Origin of the sequence: Nocardioides ginsengisegetis, assembly GCF_014138045.1 — a bacterium.
GTDB lineage: Bacteria > Actinomycetota > Actinomycetes > Propionibacteriales > Nocardioidaceae > Nocardioides > Nocardioides ginsengisegetis.
On the sequence record NZ_JACGXA010000001.1, the window covers coordinates 581,114 to 600,394 of the forward strand.

Below are 19,281 nucleotides of genomic sequence, written 5' to 3' on the forward strand. Positions count from 1 at the left end.
AGGGGCGCGGGTCGTCCCGCCGCGCTCGGGGTCGAAAACCGCTCGGGACCGTGGTCGGTCCCCACAGGGGAGGGCTGGGGCGCGATGCATGCTGTGCCCTCGCTCGCCGAGGACCCGACGTGGTTCCTGCCGTTCGGCATCATCGGGATGGTCTCCTGGGGCTTCTGGCTGGTCCGCAAGCTCCTGTCCGCGACCGCCCGGCCCACCGTGAACGACTACCGCACCACGACCACGGTGGTGGTGCCGTCGTACCACGAGGACCCCGCCGTCCTCGTGCGCTGCCTCGGCACCTGGCTGCGGCAGGACCCCTCGCGGGTCATCATCGTGCTCGACGTGGCCGACACCGAGGCTCAGGAGCGGATCGAGGCGATCGGCGACCCGCGGGTCGAGGTGGTGATGTTCCGGCACCGGGGCAAGCGCTCCGCGCTCGGCTGTGGCATGCGGATGGTCGACACCGACCTGGTGATCTTCGTCGACTCCGACACGGTGTGGGACGACGGGATGCACGACGCCATCCAGATGCCGTTCCTGGACCCCGTGGTCGGCGCCGTCAGCACCCGGCAGAACGTCTACCTGCCCAAGACCAGCATCTGGCGCCGCGTCGCCGACTGGATCATCGACCTGCGCTACTACGACTACGCGCCGGCGATGGGCCGCTTCGGCGGCGTCATCTGCGCGTCCGGGCGCACGAGCGCCTACCGCTGGTCGGTGATCAAGGACCGGATCGAGGACCTCGAGCACGAGGTCTTCCTCGGCCGCGAGTGCGTGGCCGGGGACGACGGCCGGCTCACGTGGCTGGTGCTCTCGCAGGGCTTCCGCGTCGCCCACCAGGACAGTGCCCGGGCGCTGTCGATGTTCCCCGACACGTTCCGCGCCTTCGTCAAGCAGCGCGTGCGGTGGAGCCGCAACTCCTACCGCTGCTACCTCACCGCGATCCGCAACGGCTGGATCTTCAAGGTCCCGATCATCTCGCAGATCACCGTCATGCAGATCCTGCTGACCCCGGTCAGCAGCACGCTCGCCGTCGCATACGTCGTCGTCGCCGTCGACTGGGGCAGCAACTGGACCGCGCTCGGGGTCGCGGTCGTCTGGCTGTTCGTCGGCCGCGGCATCCGCGGCCTCTCCCACCTGTGGCGCCGGCCCGAGGACCTCTGGATCCTGCCGTTGATCACGCTCGTCGTCCTCTTCATCGCCGGCCCGATCAAGCTCTACGCCTTCTGCACGATGAACAGGCAGGGCTGGCTGACCCGGTCTGCCGACAGCATCGGCGGCGAGGGCCAGAGCGAGGCCAGCCTGTCGAGGGAGCCGGTCGGGGAGCAGGTCGAGGAGCAGGTCGGGGAGTCGGTGGCCGTCCCGTGACCGCGCAGGAGCCGGTGCTGTTCACCCACGACGAGCGGGGTGACACCGTCCCGCGGTGGGTCCGCCACGTCATCCGGTTCGTCGCCCTCGCGCTGCTGCTCTCGCTCGCCGCCGCCATCGCGCTGGCGCGGCAGCAGATGGCGCCCCCCGACAAGGTTCCCGCCGCCTCGACTCCCCGGGTCGACGCCCCGGTCGACCTCGGCCACGAGGCCGACCTGCTCGGCCGGGAGGACGCCCGGCTCCGCGCGATCAGCGTCGGCCGGACGGACCTCGTGCGCTGGGTCGACGGGACGCTCGTGCTCGGCACCCGGCGGGCGCCGTACGGCGTGCAGGACCTGGTCGACCGCGGCGCGATGGTGCGCACCTCGCCCACCGGGCTGGTGCTCGTGCGTCCGGTCGTCGCGCGCCGCGGCGCGCACCTCGTGCTGCACGCGCCCGGGACCACGCTGCGGATGGTCAGCGGCCACGACCGCTTCACCAGCCTGGTCGCGTGGGGCGGCTCCATCGCGCTGTCCGGGGAGCCCGGCGCTCCACTCACCGTCGAGGGGTGGGACGCGCGCGCCAAGGCGGCCGACGACGAGACCGCGGACGGCCGCGCCTACGTGCTGGTCAAGGACGGCACGCTGCAGGTCGACCGGGTGCGCGTGGACCACCTGGGCTTCTGGAGCGGACGCACGTCCGGGCTCGCGCTGACCGGGACCGCCGAGACCGTGGCCTCCGGTCGCGTGACGCACGTGCGCGCGGGCGACGTGCACATGGGCTTCTACGCCTCGGGGGCGCACCACGTGGTGGTGCGCGACCTCGACGTGGTGCGACCCGAGCGCCACGGCGTCGAGATCACCAACCGCTCGGCGTCCGCCGTGCTGCGGGGCGTCACGGTGACCCGGCCGGGTGAGGACGGGGTCAGCGTCTCCAACGGCACCTCCGACGTGACCCTCGTCGGGCTGACGGTGCACCGCTCGGGGGAGTACGGCCTGCGCGTGGACGGTTCCCCGCTCGCCGACGGCCCGAACTCCGCCGGCTACGCGATCGGCAACTACGGCGGCCTGCGCGTGACCCGGGCGCGCCTGGCCGGCAACGCCTGGGGAGCGGCCCTGGTGCGGTCGATGGACCACGTCAGCCTGGAGGACAGCACGCTCACGGGCGACCGCTCCGCACTGGTCGTCGAGGGCGCGTCCAACGGGCTCGACGTGCGCGACTCCACCCTCGACTCCCGCGAGCGGTCGGGCCTCGTGCTCACCGGGGGTGTCCGGGGCGCCCGGCTCAGCGGCTCCACGGTCACCGGGGCCTCCGTGGCCGTCGACGTCACCGACAGCACGCTCGCGCTGGACGACAACGCCATCACGGTCGGCACCGGGCACGGCGTGCGGGCGTCTGGCCGGCACGCCGAGATCGTGCTCGGGGCCAACACCATCGACGGTCGTGGCTCCGGCGCGGTCGACGGGCGCGACGGCGCCACCGTGACGATGGACGAGCAGCCCGGCGGCTCGTGGACCTACCGCCCCACCGCCTTCCTGTGGGCCGAGGCCCACTCCGCCGCGCTCCCCATGCTCGGCGTGCTGGTCCTGCCCCTGCTCGGCCTCGCCTTCGTGCTGCGCCGCCGGCGCCAGCAGGGCGAGCTGCGCCGGCTCTTCGAGCGCGCGCTGGTCTCCCAGGGCCGGGTCGCCATCGCGTCGTACGACGCCGCCTCGGGCGGCACGGCTCGCGCCGGACCGGACATCCCGGCCCCGGCACCTCGACCGGCGGCCCCCCGGCCCGCACCGGCCGCCGGCGAAAGCCGACCCGGCGTGCTCGCGGGCCGCCACTTCGCCGACGCCCGCGCGTTCGCGGTGGCGGCGGCCACCGAGGCCGGCTACTCGCCCGCCCAGGTGGCGCGCGCCCTGCGGCTGCCCACGTCGCGGGTGTCGGAGTGGCTCGCCGAAGCGGTCGACGCCGACCGGGAGCTCGCGGACGCGGTCACCTGAGACACACCGGGGCGTGGTGGCCCCGACCGTCAACTAACCTTCCCGTGATGCCTGCCGATGCCCCCGTGAACGTTCCGGCCCTGATCGACTCCGTCGTGGAGAAGTACGACGCGGAGCTGGTCGAGCTGCGCCGCGACCTGCACGCGCACCCCGAGCTGTCCTGGGCCGAGACCCGCACGACCGCGCTCGTGGCCGACCGGCTCGAGGAGGCCGGCTGGCGGGTGTCCCGGCTCCCGCAGACCGGAGTCGTCGCAGAGATCGGCGAGGGTCCCCGCGTGGTCGCGCTCCGGGCCGACCTCGACGCCCTCCCGGTCGACGACGCCACCGACGACCCCTGGCGCAGCACCGTCCCGGGCGTGGCCCACGCCTGCGGCCACGACGTGCACACCTCCGCCCTGGTCGGGGCCGCGCTGGCGTTGTCCGAGGTCCACGCCCGGGGACTGCTGCCCGGACGGGTGCGCCTGCTCTTCCAGCCCGCCGAGGAGGTCATGCCCGGCGGTGCCCTGCACCTGATGAGCCTGGGCGCCCTCGACGACGTGGAGCGCGTCTTCGCCCTGCACTGCGACCCCGGCGTCGAGCTCGGCCAGGTCGGTCTCCGGCTGGGCCCGCTCACGAGCGCCGCCGACCGCCTCGAGGTGCGCCTCGAGGGGACCGGCGGGCACACGTCGCGGCCGCACCTCACCGGTGACCTGACCTTCGCGCTGGCGAAGGTCATCACCGAGCTGCCGGCGATGCTCTCGCGCCGCCTCGACCCCCGCTCGGGCGTCAGCCTCGTGTGGGGCATCGTCACGGCCGGCGCGGCCGCCAACGTCATCCCCGACCGCGGCCTCGTCGCCGGCACGGTCCGGATCCTCGACGCGGTCGTCTGGGCCGAGTGCGAGTCGCTGGTCCGCGAGCTGGTCCACGACATCGTGCGCCCCTACGGCGTGGTCGCGCACGTCGACTACCAGCAGGGCGTCCCGCCGGTGGTCAACGAGATGGTCGCCCACCAGGTCTTCTCCCAGGCCGTCCACGACGTGCTGGGGGAGGACGGCCACGTGATCGCCCACCAGAGCCTGGGCGGCGAGGACTTCGGCTGGTACCTCGACCAGGTGCCCGGGGCGATGGCCCGGCTCGGCACCCGCACGCCCGGCGGGCCGTCGTACGACCTCCACCAGGGCAACCTCCGCGTCGACGAGCGGGCCACCGGCATCGGCGCGAAGGTGCTGGCTGGCGCCGCCGTCCATGCGTTGGTCACTGACAGGTAACGGTTCGGGTTTCGTCACCTTTTGCCCATACGTGTCCCGAACATGGCCATTAGGGTGACTCGGCGTGCGTCGGGAACGGCTGACGCACCATCACCCACATTTCAGGAGGCCGCCGTGAAGCACACGGCACGCACCGCCGCGATGGTTGGCATCGCTGCACTCGTCCTTGCCGGTTGTGGCAGCCGTCCGTCGGACAACGCCAGCGACAGCCCCAGTGCTTCGCCGACGGAGTCGACCAGCAGCTCCGCCCCGGCGGAGAGCCACCCCGACTTCAAGGCCTGCGAGGTCTCCGACTCGGGCGGCTTCGACGACAAGTCGTTCAACCAGACCTCGCTCAAGGGCCTGACGGACGCCAAGGCCGACCTCGGCGTGCAGACCGCCCAGGTCGAGTCCAACTCCGACTCCGAGTACGCCGACAACATCGACGCGCTGGTCAAGCAGGGCTGCAACTCCATCACCACCGTCGGCTTCCTGCTCGGTGACGCCACCGAGGCGGCCGCCAAGGCCAACCCGAAGGTCGACTTCTCGATCGTCGACTACGGCTACGCCAAGCCCGCCAAGAACCTCAAGGGCCTGACGTTCAACACCGCCGAGCCCTCCTTCCTGGCCGGCTACCTCGCCGCGTCGCAGTCCGAGTCCGGCATCGTCGGCACCTTCGGTGGCCTCAACATCCCCACCGTCTCCATCTTCATGGAGGGCTTCCGCCAGGGCATCGAGAAGTACAACGCCGACAACGGCGCGGACGTCAAGCTGCTCGGCTGGAACGGCAAGGACGGCTCGTTCCTGAACACCTTCGACGACAAGTCCAAGGGCCAGTCGGTCGCCGAGGGCATGATCCAGCAGGGCGCTGACATCATCTTCCCGGTCGCCGGTCCCGCCGGCCTCGGTGGCCTCCAGGCCGCCAAGGACAAGGGCATCCACGCGATCTGGGTCGACACCGACGGCTGCGTCTCGGCCGCCGAGTACTGCGACGTGCTGCTGACCTCGGTCATGAAGGGCATGGACGTCGCCGTCGAGCAGGCCATCAAGGACGCCGTGGACGGCAACTTCTCCAACGAGGTCTTCGTGGGCACGCTGGCCAACGGTGGTGTGGGCCTGGCCCCCTACCACGACGCCGACTCGCTGATCGACGACAGCACCAAGAGCGCGATCGATGACCTCAAGCAGCAGATCATCGACGGTTCGCTGAAGGTCGGCTGACCCTCACCCGATCACACACGCTGAGAGCCGGGTCGGTAAGTTACCGACCCGGCTTTCCGCGTCTAGGCTCAGCGAGAGCACACCGGGGTGGCGAGCCACCCCACCACCGTTCAAAGGAGAGCGATGAAGCTGGAGATCCGGGGGCTGACGAAGAGGTTCGGGTCCTTCACTGCGAACGACCACATCGACCTCACGATCGAACCGGGGGAGATCCACTGCCTGCTCGGGGAGAACGGCGCAGGCAAGTCCACCCTCATGAACATGCTCTACGGGCTCCTCGAGCCGAGCGAGGGTGAGCTGCTGATCGACGGTGAGCCGGTGAGCTTCAGCTCGCCGGGCGACGCCATCGCCGCCGGCATCGGGATGGTCCACCAGCACTTCATGCTGATCCCCGTCTTCACCGTCGCCGAGAACGTCATGCTCGGCCGCGAGCAGACGCGCGGCCTGGGGTTCCTCAACCGCAAGGCCGCCGCCTCGCTGGTCCGGGACCTCTCCTCGACCTACCGCCTCGCCGTCGACCCCGACGTCCTCGTGGAGGACATCCCGGTCGGCGTGCAGCAGCGCGTCGAGATCATCAAGGCCCTGGCCAACCACGCGAAGGTGCTGATCCTCGACGAGCCGACCGCGGTGCTGACGCCGCAGGAGATCGACGAGCTGATGGGCATCATGCGCGAGCTCAAGGCGCAGGGCACCTCGATCATCTTCATCACCCACAAGCTCCGTGAGGTCAAGGCGATCGGCGACCGGATCAGCGTGATCCGGCGCGGCAAGGTCGTCGGCACCGCCGACCCCAGCGCCTCCGAGGCCGAGCTCGCCGAGATGATGGTCGGCCGCTCGGTGAAGCTGACCGTCGACAAGGCCGCCGCCGAGCCCGGCGAGTCGGTCTTCCAGGTCAAGAACGTCACCGTCGTCGACCCCCGCGGCGTGCAGGTCGTCAAGGACGTCTCCTTCGAGGCCCGCGCCGGTGAGGTCCTCGGCATCGCCGGGGTCCAGGGCAACGGCCAGACCGAGCTGATCAAGTCGCTGCTCGGCCTGATGAAGCCCGACGCCGGCGAGATCACCCTCGAGGGCAAGGACATCCGCAAGCACGGCCCGCGCGAGAGCCTCGAGGACGGCATCGGCTACATCCCCGAGGACCGCTCGCACGACGGCTACGTCGGCGCGTTCAGCGTCCGCGAGAACCTCGTCCTCGACCTCTACCGCAACGACGAGTTCTCCCGCGGGCTCGCCCTCAAGCTCGACGCGCTCGAGGCCAACGCGGCCGCGCGCATCGAGGAGTTCGACATCCGCACGGAGTCGATGGAGTCCTCGGTCAGCTCGCTGTCCGGCGGCAACCAGCAGAAGGTCGTCGTGGCGCGGGAGTTCTCCCGCCCGCTGAAGGTCCTGATCGCCTCCCAGCCGACGCGTGGCGTCGACGTGGGCTCGATCGAGTTCATCCACAAGCGCATCATCGCCGCGCGCGACAACGGGACCGCCGTGATCATCGTGTCGACCGAGCTCGACGAGATCTTCGCGCTCTCCGACCGGATCGCGGTGATGTACGACGGCCGCATCGTCGGCACCGTCACCCCCGACATCGCCCGCGAGGACATCGGCCTGATGATGGCCGGCGCCCACGGCCCGGCCGAGGCCGAGGAGGTTTCCGCATGAGCACCGACACGACCACCCCCGAGCCGGCGAAGGCCCCGGAGCAGCCGAAGGCGCCCGCCAAGCGGCCGCCGATGGCGGCCGCCGACTGGCTGCCCTCGGTCCGGACGACGCTCGCCGCGATCGCGCTGGCCCTGGTGATCGGCGCGGTGCTGATCGCCTTCTCCAACGAGGCCGTCATCAAGTCGCTGCCCTACTTCTTCTCCTACCCGTGGGACTTCTTCCGCGAGGCGGGCTCGGCCGTCGGCAACTCCTACTGGGCGCTGCTGACCGGCTCGGTCGGCTCCGGCCACGCCATCGGCATCACGCTGGTCCGCTCGGCGCCGCTGATCTGCGCCGGCCTCGGCGTCACGCTGGCCTTCCGCGCCGGCCTGTTCAACATCGGCGCCCAGGGCCAGCTGCTGCTCGGTGCCCTCGCGGCCGGCTACGTCGGCTTCACCTGGCACCTGCCGCCGGGCATCCACCTGCTCGTCGCGCTGCTCGCCGGCGTCGCGGGCGGCGCCCTGTGGGGCGCGATCGCGGGTGTCCTCAAGGCCCGCACCGGCGCCCACGAGGTGATCACCACGATCATGCTCAACTACCTCGCCTCGGCCCTGCTGATCTACTGCCTGGGCAAGAACGCCTTCCAGCGCCCGGGCAGCGACAACACCCAGTCGCCGCCGGTCTTCGACTCCGCGACCTTCCCGACCGTGGGCAACCTGCACCTCGGCGTGATCGTGGCCTTCCTCGCCGCCGGCCTGGTGTGGTGGTTGCTCAACCGCTCGACGCTCGGCTTCGAGATGCGCGCCGTGGGCGCCAACCCCGACGCCTCGCGCACCGCCGGCATGAACGTCCCGGCCGTCTACACGACCGCGATGGTCATCGCGGGTGGCCTCGCCGGCCTCGCCGCGACCATGGGCATCCTGGGTCACCACGACTCGCTGAGCCCGACGATGGCCGGCACCATCGGCTTCGACGCGATCACGGTCGCGCTGCTCGGCCGGGCCACGCCGCTCGGCACCGTGCTCGCGGGCCTGCTCTTCGGCGCGCTGAGCGTCGGCGGCGTCGCCATGCAGGCCAGCGCCGCGTCCACGCCCAAGGAGCTCACCCAGGTGCTCCAGGCGCTGATCGTCCTCTTCGTCGCCGCTCCCGCCCTCGTGCAGGGGATGCTGCGGATGAAGGACACCGACTCCAACAAGACCGTGATGGCGAAGGGATGGGGCGGATGAGCGCCGCAGTCGTGACCGAGCAGGACAGCCCGGGAGAGGTCGACGTCGTCGACGTCCGCGACCGGGCCGACGTCCGGCGCCAGGTCAAGCTCGTCGTGGTCTTCGCGATCGTGGCCGCGCTGCTGCTGTGGTTCGCGCTCGACATCAACGACCCGACGGTCAAGTACATCACCGGTGAGCGGGTCACCGCCGACGACCGGGGCACCGAGCTCAACGGCCTCAACCTCGTGTGGGGCTGCCTGGGCATCTCGGTGATCGCGCTGCTGCTGGCCGCGGTCAACCGGATCCCGCGCGGGGTCCTCGGGACCGTCATCTCGATCCTCGTCGGCATCGCCTTCTTCGTGGGCTTCATCGTCTGGTCCTATGCCGACCAGACGACGCTGGTCATCGCCAACCCCCTGCCCGGCACGGTCAAGCTCGCCACACCCCTGGTGTTCGGCGCCCTGGCCGGCTGCCTGTGCGAGCGCGCCGGCGTCATCAACATCGCCATCGAGGGCCAGTTCCTCACCGGCGCCTTCTTCGCCTCGGTCTTCTCCAGCATGTTCTACAGCGCCGAGATGGGCCTGGTCGGCGGCATCCTCGCCGGCGTCGCCATCGCCTCGCTGCTGGCCGTCTTCGCGATGCGCTACCACGTCAACCAGGTCGTGCTGGGCGTCGTGCTGATCGCGCTGGCGACCGGTCTGACGAGCTTCCTCCTCAGCCAGATCCCCGACGACCCGAAGATCAAGGGCTACCTCAACGAGCCGCTGATCCTCGCGCCGATGCCGGACGCCAACATGCCGATCCTGTCGCCGGTCGCGGAGACGCTGACGAAGATCCCCGTGCTCGGTCCGACGCTGTTCAACCAGACGCTGCTCGTCTACATCATGTACGTCTCGGTCGTCTTCGTGACCGTGCTGATGTTCCAGACCAAGTGGGGCCTGCGGGTCCGCTCGGTCGGCGAGCACCCCAAGGCCGCCGACACCGTCGGCATCAAGGTCAACCGGGTGCGCTGGCAGGCCGTCCTCCTGGGCGGCGTGTTCGCCGGCCTCGGTGGCGCATGGTTCACCGTCGGCTCGACCGGGTCCTTCGACCAGGACGCCTCGGCCGGCAACGGCTTCATCGCGCTGGCCGCGGTGATCATGGGCCGCTGGCACCCCGTGTGGGCGTCGCTGTCCGCGCTGTTCTTCGGCTTCATGTGGACCCTGCAGAGCCAGCTGGCCTTCCTCGGGAAGATGCCGCCGGAGCTGCTGCGCGCTTCCCCGTACCTCGCCACGATCATCGCGGTCGCCGGTTTCGTCGGTCGGGTCCGCCCGCCGGCCGCCGACGGCGAGCCCTACACCAAGAGCTGACGACGTGCCGGACACAGGGCCCGCCGTCGGCGACGTCGACTGGGACGAGCTCAAGGCCGCGGCGGTGGTGGTCGCCGCCCGCGCCTACGCGCCCTACAGCAAGTTCCACGTCGGCGCCGCGGCGCTGGCCGACGACGGGCGCCTGCTGGTCGGCTGCAACGTCGAGAACGCGGCGTACGGCGTCGTGCTGTGTGCGGAGTGCGGGGTCGTCTCGCAGCTGCACGCAACGGGCGGCGGGCGGTTGACGCACTTCGTGTGCGTCAACGGCGCCGGTGACGTGATCATGCCGTGCGGCCGCTGCCGCCAGCTGCTGTTCGAGCAGGGCGGGCGCGACCTGCTGCTGCTGACCGTGTCGGGCGTGCGCCGGATGGACGAGGTCCTCCCCGACGCGTTCGGGCCCGACGACCTGACCTGAACCACCTTCGAGAGGGAACCATGCCGCAGCACGACGCCGTCGAGGTGATCCTGGCCAAGCGTGACCGGGCCGAGCTGAGCGACAGCCAGATCGACTGGGTGATCGACGCCTACACGCGCGGTGCCGTCGACGACGCGCAGATGTCCGCGCTGGCGATGGCCATCCTGCTCAACGGGATGAACCGCCGCGAGATCTCGCGCTGGACCGACGCGATGATCGCGTCGGGGGAGCGGATGGACTTCTCCACGCTGTCCCGCCCGACCGCCGACAAGCACTCCACCGGCGGCGTGGGGGACAAGATCACCCTGCCGCTGGCACCACTCGTCGCCGCGTGCGGCGTGGCGGTCCCGCAGCTCTCGGGCCGCGGCCTGGGCCACACCGGTGGCACCCTCGACAAGCTCGAGTCGATCCCGGGCTGGCGCGCGCTGCTGAGCAACGACGAGATGTTCGCCCAGCTCGAGTCGGTAGGCGCGGTCATCTGTGCCGCCGGCGACGGGCTCGCCCCGGCCGACAAGAAGCTCTACGCGCTGCGTGACGTGACCGGCACCGTCGAGGCGATCCCGCTGATCGCCTCCTCGATCATGTCCAAGAAGATCGCCGAGGGCACGGGCTCGCTGGTGCTCGACGTCAAGGTCGGGACCGGCGCCTTCATGAAGGACGTCGACCGGGCCCGCGAGCTGGCCTCGACGATGGTCTCGCTCGGCCAGGACGCCGGGCTGCGCACGGTCGCGCTGCTCACCGACATGTCCACCCCGCTGGGCCACACCGCCGGCAACGCGATCGAGGTCGCCGAGTCGGTCGAGGTCCTCGCCGGTGGCGGCCCGGCCGACGTCGTCGAGCTGACCCTGGCCCTGGCCCGCGAGATGCTCGCCGGTGCCGGCGTGACCGACGTCGACCCGGCCGAGGTGCTCGCCTCCGGCCGCGCCATGGACTCCTGGAAGGCGATGATCCGCGCCCAGGACGGTGACCCCGACGCCCCGATGGCGACCGCGCGCGAGTCGCACGTCGTGGCCGCGCCGGCCTCCGGGGTGCTCACCCGTCTCGACGCGATGGCCGTCGGCATGGCCGCCTGGCGCCTCGGCGCCGGCCGCGCCAAGGCGGGCGACGCCGTGCAGGACGGTGCGGGTGTCATCTGGCACGCGCGCCCCGGCGACGACGTCACCGAAGGCGCGCCGCTGTTCACGCTGCTCACCGACGAGCCGGAGCGCTTCGAGCGGGCCCTGGCCTCGCTCGACGGCGGCTACGACATCTCGCCCGCCGGATCAACGTACACGCCGGGCCCGCTGGTCATCGACCGGATCGCCTGACCGCGGGCACACCGGGGCCACACATTCATCGCCCCGTTTCGCCGGTCGGCGATCTAGAGTGAGCGCATGAGCGAAGGGCACGACGGATCGAGCGCGTCCTTGGGCGCCCTCCCGCCGGGGACCCATCTGTGCGCCTTCCACCGCGACCCCGGGGAGCTGACCAGGATCGCCGCCACGTTCGTCGGGCACGGCCTCTCCGCCGGCGACCAGCTGCTCTACGTCACGACCGACGACGGCGCCCAGGCGCTCCTCGACGCTCTCCCGGACCTGGCTGCCCGCGACGCCGTCGCCTCCGGGCAGCTCCGACTCCTCTCGTTCGCAGACGCCTACGGCACCCGTCGGCCCGACGACCTCGACGCGGTTGCGGACGGCTTCCGGGCCGCGGCCGACCAGGCCCGCAAGGACGGCTTTCCGGGGCTGCGAGTGGCCGCCGAGATGGACGACCTGGCTCCGCTGCTCGGGTCCTCCGAGGAGGCCCTCAACTGGGAGCGCCTCTGCACGGGCCTGCAGCGCGAGCTGGGCGTGAGCTCGGTGTGCCTCTACGACGCCGGCACCCTCGACGAGGAATACCGGGAGCTGCTCACGCGTGAGCACGCCGGCCTCGCCCCCGAGGTGGCGGAGAGCCCGCTGGCCAGGTTCCTGGCCGTGGACGAGCCCTGGGGCGTCCGGATCAGTGGTGAGGTCGACATCTCCAACCACGAGCTGCTCCACCGGGTGCTCGTGTCGCGCGCGGCCGTCATGCCCCGGATGCACGTCGACCTGCACGGACTGGCCTTCGCCGACCTCGGCACCGTGTCCCGGCTGCGCTCGGTCGCGGCGAGCCTGCCCGAGACCGGGTGGCTGGCGCTGCACGGTGTCCCGGCCGTCGTCCGACGCATCCTGGACGTCGCAGGACTCCACCACGACCGATTGAGGCTGGAGTCATGAGCCCGTCTCCCGCCACGCACACGTCCCTGTTCTACGGCGACGCCCAGCAGTACGCCGCCGGTGCCGGCGCGTTCCTCCGCGAGGGGCTCGGCAAGGGGCACCGGGGCCTGGTCATGGCGCCCCCGCGTCGCGTCGACGCGCTGCGGGCCGTCCTGGGTCGGGATGCCGATGAGGTCAGGTTCGTCGAGGACACGGTCGCCTATGCGCCCCAGTGGAATGCCTACCGCGTCCTGATCGACTTCGCGGCCGATGCGCCCGGCGTCCGGTCGTCGGTGATCGCCGAGCAGACGCTGGTCGAGCGGACACCGGCCGAGCTGCTCGACTACCGACGGCTCGAGGCGGCCGTCAACGTCGTGTTCGCCGAGCACGACGTCGACCTGCTCTGCCCCTACGACGCGGGCTCGCTCCCGCCCCACCTGCTCGAGATCGGCTGGCGCACCCACGGCGCCGTGCGCGCCATGGACGGCCCGGAGCCCAACGCCAGCTTCGACGATCCGCGTGACCTGCTCGCCGACCTGGCCAGGGTCGTCCCACCGCCCCCGGGGGCCATCACGCTCGACTGCGCATCCCGCGCCGACGTCGCCGCTGCGCGACGGCTGGTCCACGCGCGTGGCACTGCGGCCGGCCTCGATTCCACTGTGGTCGACGACGTGGCGCTGGCCGTGACCGAGGTGCTGACCAACGCCCTGCTGCACGGCGCACCACCCGTCCGGCTGCACATGTACGACGAGGGAGCCACCTGGGTCTGCCACGTCCACGACGGCGGCCGGGGGCCGCTGGACCCGCTCACGGGCGTGCTGCCACCGGCCGAGCCCTCGGACCACGGCTACGGGCTGTGGCTGGCGCGGCAGCTGTGCACCGCCGTCGACGTCGGCAACGACCGCTCCGGCACCCACGTCCGGCTCCACACCCGACGGTGACGCCGCTCCACCATGAGAAGTGACGCTGCGACACCTTCACATGGTGGAGCGTCACCACCACACCCTCACGGCAGCAGCAGGACGACGCTCTCCGCGACGCACGCCGGCTTGGACTCGCCGTCGATCTCGATGACGTGCTTGAGGGTGAGCTGCTTGCCGGCGGGCAGGTCGGTGACCTCGCCGACGGTGATGGTGCTGCGGATCCGCGAGCCGACCCGGACCGGGTTGGGGAAGCGGACCTTGTTGACGCCGTAGTTGAGCTTGGCGCCGGGGGTCTCGAGGGAGAAGACGGTGCTGCCGAGCCACGGGACGAGCGAGAGGGTGAGGTAGCCGTGGGCGATCGTGCCGCCGAACGGGCCGTCCTTCGCGCGCTCCACGTCGACGTGGATCCACTGGTGGTCACCGGTCGCCTCGGCGAACTGGTCGACGCGCTCCTGGTCGATCGTCACCCACTCGGAGGTGCCGAGCTCCTCGCCGGTCGCGGCCGCGACCTCGTCCAGGGTGGTGAACACGCGCATGTTGACTCCGTCTCTTTCGGTCAGCAGGCGGGCCTCGATGGAAGGATGAGGCCATGAACGCCTCCACGACGGAACCTACCGTCCCCACCCGTGACCAGGTCCTGCGGGCGCCGAAGGTGCTGCTGCACGACCACCTCGACGGAGGGCTACGCCCCGCCACGGTCCTCGAGCTCGCCGCGGAGATCGGCCACGAGCTCCCGGCGAATGACGCGGAGTCGCTGGGCCGGTGGTTCCAGGAGGCGAGCGACTCGGGCTCCCTGGAGCGCTACCTCGAGACCTTCGACCACACCGTGGCGGTCATGCAGAACGGCCCGGCCATCACCCGCGTGGCCCGCGAGTGCGTCGAGGACCTCGTCGCCGACGGGGTGGTGTACGCCGAGGTGCGCTACGCCCCCGAGCAGCACGTCGAGCAGGGGATGACCCTCGACGAGGTCGTGGCGGCCGTGCAGCAGGGCTTCGACGAGGGAACGGCCGCAGCCGGTGGCCGGATCGTCGTACGCCAGCTGCTGACCGCGATGCGCCACCAGGCCCGCTCCATGGAGATCGCCGAGCTGGCCGTGGCGTGGCGCGACCGCGGCGTCGCCGGGTTCGACATCGCCGGCGCGGAGGCCGGCTTCCCTCCCACCCGCCACCTCGACGCCTTCGAGTACCTCCAGCGCGAGAACTCCCACTTCACCATCCACGCCGGCGAGGCCTTCGGCCTGCCGTCCATCTGGCAGGCGATCCAGTGGTGCGGCGCCGACCGGCTCGGCCACGGGGTCCGGATCATCGACGACATCAAGGTGGCCGAGGACGGGACCGTCGAGCTGGGCCGGCTGGCCGCCTACGTCCGCGACCAGCGGATCCCGCTCGAGATGTGCCCCGCCTCCAACATCCAGACGGGCGCCGCGACCTCGATCGCCGAGCACCCGATCGGGCTGCTGACGCGGCTGCGCTTCCGGGTCACCGTCAACACCGACAACCGGCTGATGAGCCAGACCTCGATGACCGACGAGATGTGGTCGCTGGTCGAGGCGTTCGGCTACACCCTGGACGACCTGCGCTGGTTCACCATCAACGCCATGAAGTCGGCCTTCCTGCCCTTCGACGAACGGCTCGCGATCATCGACGAGGTCGTCAAGCCCGGCTACGCGGCGTTGTCGGCGTTGTCGGCGTCATGACCCTCCACCCCGGGCCCGGTTACCTCACGCTGGCCGCCGCCGTCGTCGCGCTGGTGCTGGGGCTCGGGTTCGTGGTGCGGGGCTTCCTCCAGCGACGGGCGGCGACGGCCTTCGCGGACCGGGCCGTGGCGACGACGGCCGTGGTGACCGCCGTGCATCCCAAGGACGTCGCCGTCGCGGGGGAGCCGCTGACGATCTACTTCACCGAGGTCCGCTTCACCGTGGACGGCCAGGAGATCGAGACCGACACCATCACCGGCATCGAGCCGCCGACCCCGCGGGTCGACGACGAGGTGACGGTCCGCTACGACCCGAGGCGGCCGCGGCGCGTCGAGCTCGCCGACGTGGAGGGTGAGGCCCACGGCGCCGGCCTCACGTCGTTCGCGATCGCGCGGGTCCTGCTCGCCCTCGCCCTGCTCCTGCCGGCGGCATGGGGCGTGCTGACCCTCGTGGTGTTCACGGGCTGACGACCAACCACGCCTGGTCCCAGCCGGCCAGCCCCAGCCGGTGGGTCGCGAACGCAGCACGGTCCACGTCGACGAGCGCCCCGGCGGCCGGCTCGTAGCAGCGCAGCCGTCCCTGGACCTCGCCCAGGACGAGCACCACGTGCCGCGGCAGCCAGGCATTGCCGACGTACAGCGCGGCCGGCCGGTGGCCGGAGGTGGCGGCGACCAGGTCGTCGTACACCTCGGCTCCGGAGGTCCGGACCTGGTGGACCTCGTAGCGGACGGCCGAGTGGCCGGGCCCTGACGTGGCAGAGAGCTGGTGGGCCACCGCCCACGGCGGCGTCCCGATCGCGCGCGGCCACGGCAGCTGGAGGTGGCCGGCCGCGTCCACCATCCCGGTCACGCGCTCGTGCATCCCGAGCACCTCGTAGCGGAACCGGCTGGCCACCGTGCCCGGCAGCGCGAAGCCGGTGCCGGGGTGGCGGCCGGTCGCCACGAGCGCGGCGTACGCCGGGTCGAGGAGCATCCGCGCCACGACCAGCACGGACGCGCCGCACGAGCGCTGGTCCGGCTGCGCCAGGCGCTCCCGGAACAGCTCCGCGCCGGCGTCGGTCACCGGGTCACCAGGGGACGTCGGTCGCCGCGAGGTCGCGCAGCGCGTGGTAGGCCTCGTCGGGGGTGACGGCGACGCAGCCACGCTCGACCGCACCCGCCACCACCCGCCGCTGGTCGGCCAGCAGCGCCAGGCCGCGGCGGACCAGCACCAGCGGCGGCTTGCGGTGCTCGCGCAGGTCGCGGGTCAGCCGCCGCCAGAACGTGACGACGGGATGCTGGCGCACGCAGTAGGCCGCGGCGAGCAGCCCGGCGTCGCGGCAGGGCCCGACGACCTCCTGGGCGAAGATCCCCTCGGCCACGAAGAGCTCGTGGCCCTCGAGGTCGAGCTTCTGCCAGCCGCAGCGACCGTCGTGGGCGATGTCGTAGACCGGCACCTCGGCGACGCCGTCGCGGCACAGGTCGGTGATGGCGGCCATCGCGTCCTCCGGCAGCCAGGACTCCGGGACGTCCCAGTCGACGAGCCCGGCGTTGGCGCCCTCGGTGATGCGGGGGAGCGTGGGGTCGTCGCCGCTCTTGTAGAAGTCGTCGAGGCGCAGCACCGGCAGGCCGATCCGGTGAGCGAGACGGGACTTCCCGGCCCCGGAGGGGCCGGCGAGGACGATCACCCGGGCGCGCACCGGGACATTCTGCCCCAATCCGCACCCCCGGCACGACGACGGCCCCGGCAGGATCTGCCGGGGCCGTCGGTCGTGCGGGGTGGATCGGTCAGACGCCGATCGGGTGCCAGACCGTCTTGGTCTCCAGGAAGGTCGTCATCGCGTCGATGCCCGGGTCCACCGACCAGTCGGGCTCGGCCGCGGGGGCACGGCGCACGCGCTTGAGGTTGTCGGCCGCGGCCACCTCGAGCGCCGTCGCGAGCTCGACGTCACCGGCGACGCCGGTCAGGTCGATGGCGTTGACGTCCATGTGCGAGGCCAGCCACGGGGCGATGGTCGCCGCGGAGCCGGTCAGGATGTTGACCACGCCGCCGGGCACGTCGGAGGTGGCCAGCACCTCGGAGAACGTGACAGCGGGCAGCGGCCGCGCGTAGGACGACACGACGACCACGGTGTTGCCCGTGACGATCGCGGGCGCCACCACGCTGATCAGGCCGAGGAGCGAGGACTCCTGCGGGGCCAGGACGGCCACCACACCGGTCGGCTCGGGCGTCGAGAGGTTGAAGAACGGCCCGGCGACCGGGTTGGCGCCGCCGACCACCTGAGTGATCTTGTCGGCCCAGCCGGCGTACCAGACGAGCCGGTCGATGGCCTCGTCGAGCGCCTTCTGCGCGCGGGCCGCGGTGAGCCCCTCGGACTGGCGGAGCGCCTCCACGAACTGCGGGCGGCGGTCCTCCATGACCTCGGCGATCCGGTAGAGGATCTGCGCGCGGTTGTAGGCGGTCTTCGCCGACCAGCCGCCGAACGCCTTGCGAGCGGCGATGACGGCGTCACGGGCGTCCTTGCGCGAGGCGAGGGCGGCGTTGGCCACGAACGTCCCCTTCGTGTCGTTGACGACGTAGGAGTGGCCCGACTCCGAGCGGGGGAAGGCGCCACCGATGTAGAGCTTGTACGTCTTGCGGACGTCGATGCGAGTGTCGCTCACTTGAGGTAGGCCTCCAGACCGTGGCGGCCGCCCTCGCGGCCGTAGCCCGACTCCTTGTAGCCGCCGAAGGGGCTGGTCGGGTCGAACTTGTTGAACGTGTTGGCCCACACCACGCCGGCGCGCAGCTGGTTGGCCATGTGCAGGATGAGCGAGCCCTTGTCGGTCCACACGCCGGCCGACAGGCCGTACGGCGTGTTGTTGGCCTTCTCGATCGCCTCGGAGGGCGTGCGGAAGGTCAGGACGGACAGGACCGGGCCGAAGATCTCCTCGCGGGCGATCCGGTGGGCCTGGGTGACGCCGGTGAACAGCGTCGGCGGGAACCAGAAGCCGTTGCTCGGCAGGTCGCAGGCGGGCGACCAGCGGCCGGCGCCCTCGGCCTCACCGATGTCGCTGAGCTCGCGGATGCGGGCCAGCTGCTCGGCGGAGTTGATCGCGCCGATGTCGGTGTTCTTGTCCAGCGGGTCGCCCACGCGCAGCGTGGACATCCGGCGCTTGAGGCGCTCGAGCACCTCGTCGGCCACGGACTCCTGGACCAGCAGGCGCGAGCCCGCGCAGCAGACGTGGCCCTGGTTGAAGAAGATGCCGTTGACGATGCCCTCGACGGCCTGGTCGATGGGGGCGTCGTCGAACACGATGTTGGCGGCCTTGCCGCCGAGCTCGAGGGTGACCTTCTTGGCTGAGCCCGCGACGGCCTTGGCGATCGCGCGGCCGACATCGGTGGAGCCGGTGAACGCGACCTTGTTCACGTCGGGGTGGGAGACCAGCGCCCGGCCGGTCTCGCCCGCGCCGGTGACGATGTTGACGACACCCGGCGGCAGGTCGGCCTGCTGGCAGATCTCGGCGAAGAGCAGCGCCGTCAGCGGCGTCGTCTCAGCGGGCTTGAGGACGACGGTGTTGCCGCACGCCAGCGCCGGGGCGATCTTCCACGCGAGCATGAGCAGCGGGAAGTTCCACGGGATGACCTGGCCGGCGACGCCGAGGGGCTGGGGGTTGCCGTTGCCGAAGCCGGAGTACTCCAGCTTGTCGGCCCAGCCGGCGTAGTAGAAGAAGTGCGCGGCGACGGTCGGGACGTCGACGTCGCGGGACTCCTTGATCGGCTTGCCGTTGTCGATCGACTCCAGGACGGCCAGCTCGCGGCCGCGCTCCTGGATGATCCGGGCGATCCGGTAGAGGTACTTGGCGCGCTCACGGCCGGGCATCTTGGACCAGACGCGGGTGTAGGCGCGGCGGGCGGCCTTGACGGCGGCGTCGACGTCGGCCTCGTCGGCCTCGGCGACCTCGGAGAGGACCTCCTCGGTCGAGGGGCTGATGGTCTTGAACGCCTTGCCGTGGCCGTCGACGAACTCACCGTTGATGAACAGGCCGTAGGACGGCTTGATGTCGACGATGGAGCGCGACTCGGGGGCGGGGGCGTACTCGAAGGGGGAGCTCATGGG

18 protein-coding genes are annotated in these 19,281 nt (G+C 71.6%); 13 read left to right on the plus strand and 5 right to left on the minus strand.

The window, feature by feature from the left end:
• Positions 1 to 84: 84 nt before the first annotated feature.
• From FB382_RS02760 to FB382_RS02810, 11 genes are all read left to right on the plus strand, one after another.
• Positions 85 to 1,359 carry a glycosyltransferase gene (locus tag FB382_RS02760; RefSeq protein WP_182536598.1) on the plus strand — a complete coding sequence of 425 codons (1,275 nt, stop codon included), beginning with the start codon at positions 85 to 87 and terminating at the stop codon, positions 1,357 to 1,359.
• A complete protein-coding gene (locus FB382_RS22745; protein WP_182536600.1) occupies positions 1,356 to 3,323 on the plus strand; it encodes a right-handed parallel beta-helix repeat-containing protein in 1,968 nt (655 codons plus the stop codon). Before FB382_RS02760 ends, FB382_RS22745 begins: the two co-directional genes overlap by 4 nt.
• A gap of 47 nt (positions 3,324 to 3,370) precedes the next feature.
• The gene (locus FB382_RS02770) at positions 3,371 to 4,570 is read left to right on the plus strand and encodes an amidohydrolase (RefSeq protein ID WP_182536602.1); all 1,200 of its coding nucleotides are present in this window, start codon (positions 3,371 to 3,373) and stop codon (positions 4,568 to 4,570) included.
• Between the two features lie 114 nt (positions 4,571 to 4,684).
• Positions 4,685 to 5,770 carry a BMP family lipoprotein gene (locus FB382_RS02775; RefSeq protein WP_343055460.1) on the plus strand — a complete coding sequence of 362 codons (1,086 nt, stop codon included), beginning with the start codon at positions 4,685 to 4,687 and terminating at the stop codon, positions 5,768 to 5,770.
• A gap of 123 nt (positions 5,771 to 5,893) precedes the next feature.
• Positions 5,894 to 7,420, plus strand: a complete 1,527-nt coding sequence (locus tag FB382_RS02780) for an ABC transporter ATP-binding protein (protein WP_182536607.1) — start codon at positions 5,894 to 5,896, stop codon at positions 7,418 to 7,420.
• Positions 7,417 to 8,625, plus strand: coding sequence for an ABC transporter permease (locus FB382_RS02785; protein ID WP_182536609.1), 1,209 nt, complete (start codon positions 7,417 to 7,419; stop codon positions 8,623 to 8,625). Before FB382_RS02780 ends, FB382_RS02785 begins: the two co-directional genes overlap by 4 nt.
• Positions 8,622 to 9,956, plus strand: a complete 1,335-nt coding sequence (locus FB382_RS02790; protein WP_182536610.1) for an ABC transporter permease — start codon at positions 8,622 to 8,624, stop codon at positions 9,954 to 9,956. The genes FB382_RS02785 and FB382_RS02790 overlap by 4 nt, the downstream gene beginning before the upstream one ends.
• 4 nt (positions 9,957 to 9,960) lie before the next feature.
• Positions 9,961 to 10,371, plus strand: a complete 411-nt coding sequence (locus FB382_RS02795) for a cytidine deaminase (protein ID WP_182536612.1) — start codon at positions 9,961 to 9,963, stop codon at positions 10,369 to 10,371.
• Between the two features lie 20 nt (positions 10,372 to 10,391).
• On the plus strand, positions 10,392 to 11,678 hold the full coding sequence (locus FB382_RS02800; RefSeq protein WP_182536614.1) for a thymidine phosphorylase: 1,287 nt from the start codon (positions 10,392 to 10,394) through the stop codon (positions 11,676 to 11,678).
• 66 nt (positions 11,679 to 11,744) lie between these two features.
• The gene (locus FB382_RS02805) at positions 11,745 to 12,605 is read left to right on the plus strand and encodes an MEDS domain-containing protein (RefSeq protein WP_182536616.1); all 861 of its coding nucleotides are present in this window, start codon (positions 11,745 to 11,747) and stop codon (positions 12,603 to 12,605) included.
• The gene (locus tag FB382_RS02810; protein ID WP_182536618.1) at positions 12,602 to 13,525 is read left to right on the plus strand and encodes a sensor histidine kinase; all 924 of its coding nucleotides are present in this window, start codon (positions 12,602 to 12,604) and stop codon (positions 13,523 to 13,525) included. Before FB382_RS02805 ends, FB382_RS02810 begins: the two co-directional genes overlap by 4 nt.
• A gap of 65 nt (positions 13,526 to 13,590) precedes the next feature.
• On the opposite strand, the gene FB382_RS02815 is transcribed toward FB382_RS02810, so the two are convergent.
• Entirely contained in the window at positions 13,591 to 14,043 is a 453-nt protein-coding gene (locus tag FB382_RS02815) for a MaoC family dehydratase (protein WP_182536620.1), read from the minus strand.
• 53 nt (positions 14,044 to 14,096) lie between these two features.
• Here FB382_RS02815 and FB382_RS02820 point away from each other — a divergent pair, with 53 nt between their 5' ends.
• On the plus strand, positions 14,097 to 15,203 hold the full coding sequence (locus FB382_RS02820) for an adenosine deaminase (protein ID WP_182536622.1): 1,107 nt from the start codon (positions 14,097 to 14,099) through the stop codon (positions 15,201 to 15,203).
• Complete coding sequence (locus tag FB382_RS02825) at positions 15,200 to 15,670, plus strand: DUF3592 domain-containing protein (RefSeq protein WP_182536624.1); 471 nt, start codon at positions 15,200 to 15,202, stop codon at positions 15,668 to 15,670. The genes FB382_RS02820 and FB382_RS02825 overlap by 4 nt, the downstream gene beginning before the upstream one ends.
• On the opposite strand, the gene FB382_RS02830 is transcribed toward FB382_RS02825, so the two are convergent.
• The 4 genes from FB382_RS02830 to FB382_RS02845 form a co-directional block, all read right to left on the minus strand.
• Positions 15,660 to 16,265: a hypothetical protein gene (locus FB382_RS02830; protein ID WP_182536626.1), complete on the minus strand. Its 606-nt coding sequence runs from the start codon at positions 16,263 to 16,265 to the stop codon at positions 15,660 to 15,662. The two genes, FB382_RS02825 and FB382_RS02830, sit on opposite strands and share 11 nt — an antisense overlap.
• Positions 16,266 to 16,269: 4 nt before the next feature.
• Positions 16,270 to 16,881 carry an ATP-binding protein gene (locus tag FB382_RS02835; protein ID WP_182536628.1) on the minus strand — a complete coding sequence of 204 codons (612 nt, stop codon included), beginning with the start codon at positions 16,879 to 16,881 and terminating at the stop codon, positions 16,270 to 16,272.
• An 88-nt stretch (positions 16,882 to 16,969) separates the two neighbouring features.
• Positions 16,970 to 17,845: an aldehyde dehydrogenase family protein gene (locus tag FB382_RS02840; RefSeq protein WP_182536630.1), complete on the minus strand. Its 876-nt coding sequence runs from the start codon at positions 17,843 to 17,845 to the stop codon at positions 16,970 to 16,972.
• Positions 17,842 to 19,278 (minus strand): aldehyde dehydrogenase family protein, encoded by a 1,437-nt coding sequence (locus FB382_RS02845; protein WP_182536632.1) that lies wholly within the window; start codon positions 19,276 to 19,278, stop codon positions 17,842 to 17,844. The genes FB382_RS02840 and FB382_RS02845 overlap by 4 nt, the downstream gene beginning before the upstream one ends.
• Between the last annotated feature and the right edge of the window lie 3 nt (positions 19,279 to 19,281).